General features: G+C 40.6%; 13 protein-coding genes. 2 read left to right on the top strand and 11 right to left on the bottom strand.

Annotated features, from left to right (window positions below):
* Positions 1 to 70: 70 nt before the first annotated feature.
* The 7 genes from ACLCDV_RS24020 to ACLCDV_RS23990 form a co-directional block, all read right to left on the bottom strand.
* Positions 71 to 634: a nitroreductase gene (locus ACLCDV_RS24020; protein ID WP_227550060.1), complete on the bottom strand. Its 564-nt coding sequence runs from the start codon at positions 632 to 634 to the stop codon at positions 71 to 73.
* Between the two features lie 17 nt (positions 635 to 651).
* Entirely contained in the window at positions 652 to 1,914 is a 1,263-nt protein-coding gene (pepT, locus tag ACLCDV_RS24015) for a peptidase T (protein ID WP_411972420.1), read from the bottom strand.
* Between the two features lie 363 nt (positions 1,915 to 2,277).
* Complete coding sequence (locus ACLCDV_RS24010) at positions 2,278 to 3,096, bottom strand: DUF4197 domain-containing protein (RefSeq protein ID WP_317669314.1); 819 nt, start codon at positions 3,094 to 3,096, stop codon at positions 2,278 to 2,280.
* Positions 3,097 to 3,325: 229 nt separating this feature from the next.
* Positions 3,326 to 4,162, bottom strand: coding sequence for an endonuclease/exonuclease/phosphatase family protein (locus ACLCDV_RS24005; protein ID WP_317669315.1), 837 nt, complete (start codon positions 4,160 to 4,162; stop codon positions 3,326 to 3,328).
* A gap of 102 nt (positions 4,163 to 4,264) precedes the next feature.
* The gene (locus tag ACLCDV_RS24000; RefSeq protein ID WP_088163159.1) at positions 4,265 to 5,032 is read right to left on the bottom strand and encodes a glycerophosphodiester phosphodiesterase; all 768 of its coding nucleotides are present in this window, start codon (positions 5,030 to 5,032) and stop codon (positions 4,265 to 4,267) included.
* Between the two features lie 266 nt (positions 5,033 to 5,298).
* Positions 5,299 to 5,946 carry an HD domain-containing protein gene (locus ACLCDV_RS23995; protein WP_075994417.1) on the bottom strand — a complete coding sequence of 216 codons (648 nt, stop codon included), beginning with the start codon at positions 5,944 to 5,946 and terminating at the stop codon, positions 5,299 to 5,301.
* Positions 5,939 to 7,117, bottom strand: a complete 1,179-nt coding sequence (locus ACLCDV_RS23990) for a THUMP domain-containing class I SAM-dependent RNA methyltransferase (protein ID WP_411973956.1) — start codon at positions 7,115 to 7,117, stop codon at positions 5,939 to 5,941. Before ACLCDV_RS23990 ends, ACLCDV_RS23995 begins: the two co-directional genes overlap by 8 nt.
* A 77-nt stretch (positions 7,118 to 7,194) precedes the next feature.
* On the opposite strand from ACLCDV_RS23990, the gene ACLCDV_RS23985 reads away from it, so the two are divergent.
* Both ACLCDV_RS23985 and ACLCDV_RS23980 read left to right on the top strand, forming a co-directional pair.
* Complete coding sequence (locus ACLCDV_RS23985) at positions 7,195 to 7,569, top strand: DUF3127 domain-containing protein (protein ID WP_075994416.1); 375 nt, start codon at positions 7,195 to 7,197, stop codon at positions 7,567 to 7,569.
* A gap of 200 nt (positions 7,570 to 7,769) precedes the next feature.
* The gene (locus tag ACLCDV_RS23980) at positions 7,770 to 8,234 is read left to right on the top strand and encodes a copper resistance protein NlpE (RefSeq protein WP_333577181.1); all 465 of its coding nucleotides are present in this window, start codon (positions 7,770 to 7,772) and stop codon (positions 8,232 to 8,234) included.
* 21 nt (positions 8,235 to 8,255) lie between these two features.
* On the opposite strand, the gene ACLCDV_RS23975 is transcribed toward ACLCDV_RS23980, so the two are convergent.
* From ACLCDV_RS23975 to fumC, 4 genes are all read right to left on the bottom strand, one after another.
* Positions 8,256 to 9,257, bottom strand: coding sequence for an acyltransferase (locus ACLCDV_RS23975; RefSeq protein WP_333577180.1), 1,002 nt, complete (start codon positions 9,255 to 9,257; stop codon positions 8,256 to 8,258).
* Positions 9,258 to 9,272: 15 nt separating this feature from the next.
* Positions 9,273 to 10,427: an MFS transporter gene (locus ACLCDV_RS23970; protein ID WP_317669318.1), complete on the bottom strand. Its 1,155-nt coding sequence runs from the start codon at positions 10,425 to 10,427 to the stop codon at positions 9,273 to 9,275.
* Positions 10,428 to 10,490: 63 nt separating this feature from the next.
* Positions 10,491 to 10,979, bottom strand: coding sequence for a fumarate hydratase (locus tag ACLCDV_RS23965; RefSeq protein WP_317669319.1), 489 nt, complete (start codon positions 10,977 to 10,979; stop codon positions 10,491 to 10,493).
* Between the two features lie 48 nt (positions 10,980 to 11,027).
* Positions 11,028 to 12,425, bottom strand: coding sequence for a class II fumarate hydratase (fumC, locus tag ACLCDV_RS23960; RefSeq protein WP_333577179.1), 1,398 nt, complete (start codon positions 12,423 to 12,425; stop codon positions 11,028 to 11,030).
* Between the last annotated feature and the right edge of the window lie 77 nt (positions 12,426 to 12,502).

Genomic DNA, 12,502 nt, shown 5'->3' with positions numbered 1-12,502 from the left:
ATGGTAGCAAGAAAAAATCAAAAGCGGCCTAGAAGTGTGGCTAGACCGCTCTGTATTTCTATATAGAGATTTACTCTTCCCAACGAATTTTATCTGCAATAGGGGTACGGATAGGTTCACGCGCCTCAGATTGGTGGTGTCCTAAGTAAAATAGACCGATACATTTTTGATTTTCTTCGAGATTTAAGAAACCACCCAAGTGATTGATTAAACCTGGAGTCGCCCAGTATCCACCAATATTTAGCGAGTGTGCAGCCAACCACATGTTTTCAACTGCAGCAGCTGTACAAGCCAATTCTTCCCATTCAGGAACTTCACCCGTATAATTGACAACAATCGCAATGGCAACGTTTGATTGTGTTGCTTTTTTGCCCATTGTTATTTCTGTTGCTTCAGTATATTTCTCTGTGGGTGTTACTGACTTGTAGATACGTGATAATTCGGTGCCCAAACGTTCTAGTCCCTCTTTGCGGAAGATCACAAAACGCCAAGGTTGTGTTCTTTTGTGTGTCGGAGCAGCATTGGCCGCTTCCAAGATACTCAAGATATCTTCTTTACTGACTTCTTCTTCAGTAAAGGAAGCTTGAAATACGGATCTTCTGTAGTGTATTGCTTTTAATACGTCGTTTTTCATTATAATTTATTTTTCCTTTATGCTTTTTCTTCCCATAAAGATACAACATGCAAAATTGTTTTGACGGCTTTTTCCATATCTTGTACAGCTACCCACTCTTGTTTTCCGTGGAAAGCATGCCCTCCAGCAAAAATATTTGGACAAGGTAAGCCCATAAACGAAAGGCGGGAGCCATCTGTTCCACCACGGATACTTCTTCTTTCGGCCACCATTCCTGCACGGTTGATAGCTTCCATGCCGATTTCCATAATTTCAGGATGCTGATCCAGCACTTCTTTCATATTACGGTATTGTTCTTTTACGACAAAAGTATAGGTACAGTTTGGATATTGTTCGACAATCGATTTTGCGATGCCTTCCAGCTCATCTTCATGTTTCTTTAGATTGGCTGTAACGTGATCGCGTACGATAAATTGAATTTCAGCTTTTTCCACAGATCCACTGATATGAACAGGGTGTACAAAGCCCTCTTTTTTGTTGGTGCTTTCAGGTGAAAGTCGATCTTTTGGGAGTGCATCAATTACCGCACTGGCGATTTTGATGGCACTTTGCATTTTACCCTTAGCAAAGCCCGGATGTACGGATACACCATGAATCGTCAATGTAGCTCCATCCGCTGAAAATGTTTCATCCTCAATGGTTCCCGCTTTTTCGCCATCCATTGTATAAGCAAAATCTGCTGCTAAACGTTTCAAATCTGCTTTATCCACACCTCTGCCAATCTCCTCATCTGGTGTGAAAAGAATTTTGATATCGCCGTGTTTGATTTCAGGATGTTTCATTAATAAACGGGCAGCATCCATGATTTCGGCCACACCTGCTTTGTCATCTGCACCCAACAAAGTGGTGCCACTCGCTGTAATGATATCATTGCCAATTTGATTGGCTAGATCGGGATGTTCGGCGTATTTGATGATAATACTCTTGTCGTCAGGAAGCACAAGATCCTGGCCCTGATAATTAGGGTGAACCAGTGGTTTAACATCTTTTCCAGAAGAGTCCGGAGATGTATCCATATGAGAACAGAAGCAGATAACAGGAACCTGCTTTGTAGTATTGGATGGAATAGTTGCATAGATATAGCCATTTTCATCCATTGCCGCGTCCGAAATACCCAACTCCAGCAACTCCGCTACAAGTAACTTTCCAAGGTTCTTTTGCTTTTCCGTAGAAGGACATGTTGGTGAATTTGCATCAGATTGTGTGTCAATCTGTACATAGCGTTGAAATCTTTCGGATACCGAAAAATCACGTATGTTGTTGATCTCAAATGTGCTCATTTTCTAATAACCTTAATGTGATAAGGGTGGTCAAACTTAGATAAATTGCTTTTTATTTGCAATTTAATTTGGTTGCATTTACAAACAATTTGTCCCTACTCCAAGGGTTTAATTCTATTTGTAAACAAACTGACAATAACTGAAACGTATAGAAGGGGGACGATCCTAATTCCCGCTGAAAGGAATTTATTGTTATATATAATTTATTGTTAACTATAATTTGTTGCTACATATAATGTGCAGTAGCGCTTTTGAACAGTAAGTTTTACCCATAGCTATGTGAAAAAAAAATCTTGGATGATCCCACATCAAAAAAAAGACCTATCAAATCGTTGACAGGTCCTCTTTTTATTGTATCGTTCTCTATTTCTTTTCGTCTGCGTAACCAAATACTTTCTGTAAAATATTGGTATTTCTACTGCCACCTATGTTCTGCCTTATTTTTGACTCCTGGTCGGCAACTTTGATGAACAGGCCGTCTATCGCTTTCTGCGTGACGTAGGCAGTAAGATTTGTCTCCACTTTATTGCCTAATGGGAGGTTGTTATAAGCTGAGGTCAATTGTGTCCAATACTGGTCCACATTGTTTGCACCCATGGCAGATTTGATAACTGGACTAAATTTGTTCGTTAATTCTGTCGATGTATTTGTTTTAAAAAACGTTGTCGCGGCGTCTTCTTTGCTGCCTAGAAGAATATTGGTCGCATCTGTAATTGTCATCTTTGAAAGTGCATTGACAAATACGGGGGCAGCCTCTTTAACGGCTCCCTCAGCAGCTCTGTTCATGCTCTGTATAAACTGATCGCATAATTTTCCCATACCAACAGCGCGAAGCGTTTTTTCTACTTTCTGTGCTTCGGCAGGCATCAAAATCTTTACTGCCGCATCGCCCAAAAAACCATCCTTCTTGGCTAAAGATTCGATACTCAGATTTAAACCATTGCTTAAAGCCTGTTTGATCCCCAATGAAGCATCTTTGTTGGATAAAGACGTCAAGGTATTGGATTTTGATGCTGTTGCTTTAGTATTTGATGCTGTCGTCGTTTTAGTACTGTCAGTTTGACCCTGATTTGCTTTTGTCAATGTTTCACTGATTTTCTTAAAAATCTGCGCTTCACTTGCATTGGAGTAAAGTAGTCCTGAGACAAATAGTGTGCAATATAATAGTGGGAATTTCATCATGTTATTGTTTTGTTGTCAAAATTAAACATATCGACTGTTAATTTATGTGAAAGTTTAAAGCAATTGCTAGGAACCATAGCTATTGTAAAGAATCGTAGCAGATGCGCTACATTGTGCTGAATCGCTATCCCAGATGCGGTATAAATAAAAAGCTGTTCCACAAAATAAAACAGCAGATTCTAAGCGAACCTGCTGTTTGTGTTATAGGGTTGTTGTAATTAACATGATATTATTTCCAGGAGAGCGTCGTTGCTACTGGAAAGTGATCTGAGGGGAATTTATTCATATACGTGTCCGTCAGGATACCATATTTTTTAACCTGGAAAGGTTTGGTAATAAAAATATGATCAATGCGGCCTGTTGGTCTGATGCTTTTGCCCCAGCCATTGAAGGAAGAATTGGGCTCATATTTGAATGTTGCCAGTTCATGTACGTCAGTGACTACTTTGCTGTTGGCTAATGTGAAATAAGCCTCATCTTTTTCATCCACATTGAAGTCGCCGGTTAAAATCAAAGGTAGGTCTTTGGCAAACTCTTTTGCTTTCGCCAGAATCAACTTGGCACTCTCGGTGCGTGCAGTACGGCCGATATGGTCAAAGTGCGTATTCATGAAGATGAAGCGTTTTTTGTTGGCCTTGTCTTCAAAAATACCCCAGGTACAGATCCGCGGTAGTGCTGCATCCCAGCCTTTATTCGGGTGTTGGGTATCTGTTGCCGAAAGCCAGAAAGTTCCGCTCTTTATTGCTTTAAAGCGATTTGTATTGTAATAAATAGCTGAGTGTTCGCCCTCTTGTGCACCATCGTCGCGACCAACACCCACGTAATCAAATCCAGGGAGGAGCTTTTTAAGATCTTCAACCTGATCAAAAAAACCTTCTTGGATACCAAAGATATCAAAGCCATGGTATTTAATCAGATTGGTTAGCGGAACTTTACGGTCGTTCCACATGTTGTCAACATCGACGGTATTTCTTTGACGGATATTATAGCTGGCTGCAATAAATTCCTGTGCATAAGACAGAAAGGATAGACAGAGCGCTAAAGCGAGAATAATACTTTTTTTCATTTAGAATCTAGTTTTTAAAAAGGTACTGAAACGGTCATGCTCATTAAGTCGGCCTGATAAGTTGTCGACTGATTGGGATCCATGATTATTTCAACCGTATTGTTATTTCTTTAATACACGGAGCAACAATTCAGGTTCGTCAGTTGTAATAAAATCAATTTTCTGATTAATTAGATTTGTCATTTCCTCTTCTGTGTTTACTGTCCACGCATTCACTTTCATGCCAAGTTGATGTGCATCTTTCAGCCATGTCGCATTCTTTTTGAAAACCGAAAAGTGATAATCCAAACCATTTATTCCTGCAGCCTTCACCTCAGCAGGAGTTTTGTCACCTGTGAGGTATTGAATATTGGCCTTAGGCGCAAGTTCGTGAATCTTCTGACAAGCCTCAAAGCTAAAGGAAATATAATCAGTGACTTTCTCTGCTTTCAAGTTTTTAACCATTTCCACCGTTTTTGTTGTCGCTTCAAGTGTACGCTCTACGCCTAGTTTATTGATTTTTAATTCAAGGATAAGACGTAAACCTTTCAATTTTTTTCCAGCGTTAAGATATTCTTCCAAGGTGGGAATGGATTCACCGTTAGGATGCTTCTTTTCTAAGAGCTCTTTGTACGTTGCTGTGGCAATATCGATCCCATAGAAATCATTATCATGGTTGACCACAAGAATATTGTCTTTGGTCAAATGCACATCAAATTCGGATCCAAAGAGCTTAAGGTCGTGGGCTGCTGTTAAAGAAGCAATGGAATTTTGCGGGAGATGGCTGTTTTTCCATACGCCACGATGTGCAATGGCCTTAGTTTGTGCAAATAATGCCGAAGATGAGATCACCATGGCTAGTGTCAGACAGCTAAAAATATGTTTTTTCATGTGATAATTATGTATGAGTGTTTGTTTTCAACGGCATAATTTGCACGTTTCACTCGTTGATTTATTCCTATTCTATTTCTCTTTTTGGGCATTTATATTACCGATTAAGATGTTTATGGTAAAAAATCGACCCCTAATGATAGGATCGTTTCTTACAAAGCTGTTTAAAAGCTGATTTTACATAGGACAAAAAAAAGTGGTACTTTTTATCTCGATGTACAAGATCTAAAGTACCACTTTTATATTTAGGAATTGTTAAGTGTAATTTATTTTTTACCGTTCCATTCGGCCATGAACTCATCGAGGAAGCTGAGCATATATTCATGGCGATGCGCTGCGATTCTTTTCGCGGCTTCTGTATTCATCTTATTCTTTAACAATAGTAGCTTTTCGTAGAAGTGATTGATTGTGGGAGCTTCCGAATGCTTGTACGCTTCCTTATCCTTATATTCCTGAACGGGAACGTTGGGATTATACATTTCACGGCCTTTGTTTCCGCCAAAGCTAAACGCGCGGGCAATACCTATTGCGCCAATAGCATCTAGACGGTCAGCATCTTGCACGATCTCCATTTCTTTTGAATGGAATGAAACTTCACCTAAACTTGCTTTGAAAGACATGTTGAAGATGATTTTCTTGACATGGTCAATGATCTCAGGCGAAATTTCTAGACTTGCCAAAAACTCTCCGGCAACACGAGGGCCGATTGTTTCGTCGCCATCATGGAATTTACTGTCAGCGATGTCATGTAATAGCGCCGCCAATTCGCACACCATAACATCTGCTTCTTCATCTTCTAAAATTAACTTCGTATTGTTCCATACGCGTTGAATATGCGACCAATCGTGGCCTGCTTCTGCAAATTTCAACCGGTCTTGCACAAATGCTACTGTGCGCTCAATAATGTTATTCATACAATACTTTTGTTTTTTCGCGAGTACCCTCGTATAATTCGTATTCTAATAATCTACAATCTAATTTACCGTTATAAAATTCTATACGTCGGGATGCGCGCAACCCGATTTTCTTTGCCAGATCTGGATTTCCAGTAAAAATATAGCCTCTATAACCTTTGCATTCCTGTTTCATGAAATCTCCCATACGCTTATAGGTAATTTCTAGCTTGCTGTGTGTGCCCAAACGTTCACCATATTCAGGGTTGAATAAAATGACACCTGCTTCTTTAGGAACGTGTGTTTCGGCAAAATCGCATACTTCAAAAGAAATTAATTGCTCCACACCGGCAGTTCTTGCGTTCATCTTGGAGACGTTGATAGCCTCTTCCGAAATATCGCTTGCGATAATTTGCGGAGCTGCTTTTTTATTGATCTGATCTTTAAGTATTCGACGCTCCTGGAAGAAAACTGTTTCATCATAACCAATAAAATGCATAAATGAATAGTTCATGCGTAATAATCCAGGTTTTCTGTTTGTCGCAATGAGAGCTGCCTCGATAGCTAAAGTTCCGGATCCACACATCGGGTTCACAAAAGGAGAATGACCATCCCATTTGGACGCAATAATAGTAGAGGCTGCCAGAGCTTCTAACATTGGCGCTTTTCCAGGGATCTTCCGGTAGCCATGTTTCGCCAATGTCTCACCTGATGTATCGAGAAAAATTTCAGCACGGTCATCTTTCCAGTACAAGTGCACAACCGCTTTATTATTGTCCGGACCTGAGTTAGGACGCAGACCCTTTTTTTCCTTGATTCGGTCCACGATTGCATCTTTAACCTTGACGTTTGCAAATAATGGTGTGCTGATTGTCTCATTGTCCACATTGGAGCTGACAGAGAAGTATCCGTCAAATTGAATGAGTTCTTCCCATGCGATTTGACTCAATTCGTCATAGAGCTCCGTCGGATTATTGGCCCTAAACTCTTTTAACGAATACAAAATCTGAGATGCTGTGCGCAGGTTCAGATTGAGCTTGATCGTATCGTTTATACTGACCTTTAATTCTACTCCTGTCGGAAATGCCCTGACAATGTCAAAACCTAACTCTTTAACTTCCTGTTGCAAATAAGGAGATAAGCGCTTATTGCACGTTATAATAACTTTATTGGGGGTGTTGAAAACTTCCATCATATTTTGTACAAAGTTAATTAAACTCTTCCTCAAAAATTGCTTAATTTTACGCTTTAATATTTATTTTTTTGATTATGGAAATTAGAGGAAAAGTACACGAGATAGGAGCGACACAACAAGTGACAGAATCATTCAAAAAACGCGATATGATTGTAGCTTATGCCGAAAACCCACAATTTGTTGAGTATATCCGTTTTGAATCAACACAAGACAGAACGTCAATTTTTGATAACCTAGCAATTGGTGAAGAGGTAGAAGTATCTTTTAATCTTCGTGGTCGTCCTTGGACTAATAAAGATGGCGTAACAACTTATTTCAATTCATTGGTCGCATGGCGTGTAACAAAATTGGGTAATGCTGCTCCAGCACCATCTTCTCCAGGTTACGCAGATATGCCTGCTCCTGTAGATTTGGCTGGTTCATCAGATGATGATGATCTACCATTCTAATCTGAATAGGATTTTATGCACTATCGCCCTTGCGGTAGCCAATAGATTAGATTATTTGAACTGTAAACAATCCAGTTCTTTACAATAGAAAGGCTTCTTCACGAAGCCTTTTTTCTTTCATAGCATCAGCATGGGCACCTGATTTTTCTTGGCGCTGAAATTGCTTGCTATACGGTGTCGTACATCAAAAAACAATAGATATGAAATTATCCGTATTATTTCTTTGCTTAGCAGCAGTTTCGCTAAGTGCATGCAATCAAACGTCAAAAGAGAGTCCGCATGCTACAGCAGATTCTTCAGTACATGAGACTGCGGCAGTAGATACTGCCCATACATCACAAAACTCACTGGATTGGGCTGGTACCTATGAAGCTACTATTCCCTGTGCAGATTGTGAAGGTATCAAAACCAATATCACCTTGAAGAATGATAATACCTTTGCCATTGTCAGTGAATATATTAATAAAAATACCAAGGTTGAAGATACTGGCAAAGTCATGTGGCATGACAACGGATCCGTTGTTCATCTCACAGGGAAAGACACAAATATGAAATTGAAGGTCGGCGAAAATAAGCTGATTGGACTAGATCAGGAAGGCCATGAGATTGATGGTCCCAATGCACATCTCTATGTGTACAATAAGGTCGAAGGAGAGAAACTGTAAAACGAAGCTCCGATAACTGAATTAACCGCTGACGTATTTACCGTAGGGAACTTTTCGGAGAAGATACGTCAGTAAGGCGCTCGCCAACAGGGTGAGAACCGTTGCTGCCGGGATTTTCCACAAAGTGGATAAGGGGAGTAAAGGATGGATATAATTCAGCAATAAAATATGGCATAAGTAAATGCCAAAGCTGTGAATGTCGATAAATTCCCAGAAGGCGTTGAGTTGTTCTGGGAGTTTAAGGCCTTGCACGAAGATGAATAAAAAGCCCGCACTCAATGCGATATTTGGTGAAAGATAGTTGTAAAGTGTTGGGTCAAATTCCCTTCGTGACACACTTAAATAATATGTTCCCAAAGCTGTAATTATACAGCAGATCAGAAAAAATGTAAAACTTGATAATTTGACCATGGGGATTGGATAATTACGTAAATAGTGCCCCAAGACCAGGTATCCCGCATAGCCAGAGAAAAAGGTCAGATCAAAGTTTGGTAAGTAACTATTGAACCATTTATTCGTAAAAAATAACGCTGCAAACCACAACCCCAAAAAGATCTCAAGCTCTCTTTTACTGCAGTTGCCCACAATTTTGCGTATGAAAGGAACTGCGAGGTAGAGCCCAAGTATCATATATAGATACCAAAGGTGTGCATTCGTTCCTGACTTTAAGCGAATTAACACAATGTTAATAACTTGTGGAAAACCGATGTAGTCAAAATCAATGTAGCGGATAAAATAATAGAGAAGATAGACGATCGTCCAAAAAAGAAAAGGCGGGACAATTTTTAACAGACGTTTCCGATAAAACTGTCCCGTACTTTCGTCTTTCTGTAGCAGCAGGGCGCCTGAAATAATGACAAACAGGGGTACTGCAAAGCGCGAGAAGCTATTGAGCCAATTGGCATAACTCCAGTCGAATGACTCAAATTCATTGCTGTTTAGGTAGCCCGAAGAGGAATGAATCAAGATAACGAGGAATATCGCAACAATACGAAGTACACTGATATAACTGGTTCGCGCCATTTGATTTTGCTATTTTTATTGACTTTTGCTGTCGTAGACTTTCAAATACAGCAGGGTTAGGAGTGCGCCAATGCTCGCCATACCCACACCAACAAGCGACGGTGTGTTATAAGCTAAACCCAAGGTTATTGGAATTCCACCTAAAAATGCACCTAAGGTATTCCCGAGGTTAAAGGCGGCCTGACCACCTGCCGCAGCCAGCGTTGCAGCTTCTTTTGAGGCGCGAATTAACATCAGTTGTGTCGGCGAACCAATGGTAAAGGATACCAGTCCAGTAATAAAGGCTAAAGGGTACGCTGTCCAGCCCAAGGGCGATATAAAGTAAACCATCACAAGGCATAGCGCCATGGCGGAAAAACTAGCGATCGCAGCTTTGGTTGGGGAGATTGTATCGGCCAATTTTCCGCCGATAAGATTCCCGAAAAACATACCAACACCGATCAGGATCATAATCAGTGGTACACGATCAGCAGCGATGCCCGACACATTCGTCACTAAAGGCGCGATGTAACTGATCCAGGCAAAAAGTCCACCGGTACCGATGGCGATAATAGCCATTAATAGCCAGGCAATCTTTTTGTTGAAGAAGTTGAGCTGGCTAAAGATATTATTCCCTTTGGAAGCTTCAATTTTTGGCATCCAAGCATAAATTGCTGCAAAAGTGATTAATCCCAATATACTGATAATTCCATAGGTCAAACGCCATGAATAATGATGACCGAGATAGGTTCCTAACGGTACGCCAGCCAAATTGGCAATGGTCATTCCTGTAAACATAATGGATATGGCCTGGGCTTCTTTTCCTTTTGGTGCCAAGCGAGCAGCAACAACAGACCCAACACCAAAAAAAGCACCGTGCGGAAGCCCTGCCATGAAGCGGGAGAGGCTGATCAAAAACTGGCCTGGCGCAATACTGAATAGTCCGTTGAAAATAAAAAAGAGCAACATTAAAAAAAGTAATACCTTCTTTGGTGGATATTTTCCCGTAAATAGGACTAATGTTGGTGCACCTACAACAACACCTAGTGCGTATAGTGCAATCAGGTGCGCGGCAGTAGGGATCTCGATATGAAGATCTTTGGCAATATCAGGCAGGATACCCATCATCGTGAATTCGGTCATTCCGATGGCAAGTCCGCCAAATGCCAAAGCGATAATTCCTTTGTTCATTGTAGTTTAAGGTTGAGGTTGTACGATAATGGTACGAAGATAATAAATAGATTGTACTAAAAATTATTGATATCTTTTTTGAGGGATACACGTAATATTTTTAGTCTTCCTTAAGATGATCTGACGTTGATCTAACCTGCTTTCCAGTACCACCGAGTCCGCAGCATGATAAACGACTTTAAAGCGGGGGATATACTGTCCGGAAAGATAACAGCCTGAAATTTTCTGCTTGCCATTTTCTTTGGTATAAATACCATCGACAATGATGGAGTCACCACGCAGAACATAAATACCCTTTGCATGTTCTGTCCAGGATCCATTTTTGTAACAGCTATCCGGGATTGTTTGTACTTTATTGTTGACGTGCATGGTCGCGTAAACAGAATCACAGGTAAACTTGAAATCGGTCAAGGTATATTGCATCATCTGCTGTTGCCCTGGAATACTGTCTTGCACCCATTCTCCCTGTAAAAAGGGGGCGCCTTCGCTCTGCATATCCGAATTGAATTTGCAGGCAGTAAAAAAGAAAAACATACCTATGGCAAGTGCCAATAGGTATGTTTTTGTTCGTATGTTTTTTATTGAAATAAAAGTCACAGCTTATTTTAAACTTCCAACCATATCTTCTGGTTTTACCCAAGCATCGAAATCTTCAGGAGTCACATAACCTAAGCGTACGGCTTCTTCCTTAAGCGTAGTACCATTTTTATGTGCTGTTTGCGCGATTTCTGCTGATTTGTAGTAACCAATTTTTGTGTTTAGTGCCGTTACTAACATCAAGGAGTTGTCTACCAATTCTTTGATACGTTTGTAGTTCGGTTCGATACCAGCTGCACAGTGCTCTTCAAATGAAACACAAGCATCACCCAATAGGCGAGCAGACTGCAAGAAGTTTGCGGCCATCAATGGTTTGAACACGTTTAGTTCATAGTGACCTTGCGTTCCACCAATCGTAATAGCCACATCATTACCCATCACTTGCGCCGCAACCATTGTCAATGCTTCACATTGCGTTGGATTAACTTTACCTGGCATAATCGATGATCCTGGTTCGTTCTCAGGAATCAAGATTTCACCGATACCTGAACGTGGGCCGGAAGCCAACATACGGATATCGTTTGCAATTTTATTTAATGAAACAGCCAATTGCTTCAATGCACCGTGTGTTTCAACGATTGCGTCGTGAGCAGCCAATGCCTCAAATTTATTTTCAGCGGTTACGAAAGGTAGGCCAGTAAATTCAGCGATATATTTAGCAACGACAACGTCATAGCCGTTTGGTGTATTTAATCCTGTACCGACAGCAGTACCTCCCAATGCAAGTTCTGACAAATGCGAAAGTGTATTTCTTAAAGCTTTCAGACCATGGTTCAATTGAGCGACATAACCTGAAATCTCTTGACCTAGAGTCAACGGAGTGGCATCCATTAAGTGTGTACGGCCAATTTTAACTACGTTTTTAAACTCCTCAGCTTTTTTTGCCAATGTGTCACGCAATTTTTCAACTCCTGGAATGGTAACTTCAGCAACAGCTTTGTAAGCGGCAATATGCATTCCTGTAGGGAAAGTATCGTTAGATGATTGTGATTTGTTTACATCATCATTTGCTTTTAACACAGGTTCACCTTCACCGATTTTATGTCCAGCCAATACTTGTGCACGGTTTGCGACAACCTCATTCACATTCATGTTGGATTGTGTACCCGAGCCCGTTTGCCAAATAACCAATGGAAATTGATCATCCAATTTGCCCGCTAAGATCTCATCACATACTGTAGCGATCGCATCACGTTTCTCTACAGGTAATACCCCCAACTCGTGGTTAGCATAAGCAGCTGCTTTTTTCAAATAAGCAAAGCCTGCGATGATTTCGTGTGGCATTGAAGCTGCCGGTCCGATTTTAAAGTTGTTGCGTGAACGCTCTGTTTGTGCACCCCAGTATTTGTCTGCAGGTACTTGAACTTCACCCATTGTGTCTTTTTCAATTCTGAATGACATAGTATGTAAGTATAAGTAAAACGTAAAAATTAAAAGCATATGTGCAAAGCACATCATACATCACTCACAAAGTTACA

The organism is Sphingobacterium sp. Lzh-3, assembly GCF_046764375.1.
Lineage (GTDB): Bacteria > Bacteroidota > Bacteroidia > Sphingobacteriales > Sphingobacteriaceae > Sphingobacterium.
This window is presented reverse-complemented; position numbering and strand designations above follow the sequence as displayed.

Coding starts and splice junctions, on each gene's coding strand:
- ACLCDV_RS23995 (WP_075994417.1), bottom strand. CDS start 5,946: ATGAATAACATTATTGAGCGCACAGTAGCATTTGTGCAAGACCGGTTG.
- ACLCDV_RS24020 (WP_227550060.1), bottom strand. CDS start 634: ATGAAAAACGACGTATTAAAAGCAATACACTACAGAAGATCCGTATTT.
- ACLCDV_RS23985 (WP_075994416.1), top strand. CDS start 7,195: ATGGAAATTAGAGGAAAAGTACACGAGATAGGAGCGACACAACAAGTG.
- ACLCDV_RS23975 (WP_333577180.1), bottom strand. CDS start 9,257: ATGGCGCGAACCAGTTATATCAGTGTACTTCGTATTGTTGCGATATTC.
- ACLCDV_RS23980 (WP_333577181.1), top strand. CDS start 7,770: ATGAAATTATCCGTATTATTTCTTTGCTTAGCAGCAGTTTCGCTAAGT.
- ACLCDV_RS23970 (WP_317669318.1), bottom strand. CDS start 10,427: ATGAACAAAGGAATTATCGCTTTGGCATTTGGCGGACTTGCCATCGGA.
- ACLCDV_RS24000 (WP_088163159.1), bottom strand. CDS start 5,032: ATGAAAAAACATATTTTTAGCTGTCTGACACTAGCCATGGTGATCTCA.
- ACLCDV_RS24010 (WP_317669314.1), bottom strand. CDS start 3,096: ATGATGAAATTCCCACTATTATATTGCACACTATTTGTCTCAGGACTA.
- pepT (WP_411972420.1), bottom strand. CDS start 1,914: ATGAGCACATTTGAGATCAACAACATACGTGATTTTTCGGTATCCGAA.
- ACLCDV_RS23990 (WP_411973956.1), bottom strand. CDS start 7,117: ATGGAAGTTTTCAACACCCCCAATAAAGTTATTATAACGTGCAATAAG.
- ACLCDV_RS24005 (WP_317669315.1), bottom strand. CDS start 4,162: ATGAAAAAAAGTATTATTCTCGCTTTAGCGCTCTGTCTATCCTTTCTG.
- fumC (WP_333577179.1), bottom strand. CDS start 12,425: ATGTCATTCAGAATTGAAAAAGACACAATGGGTGAAGTTCAAGTACCT.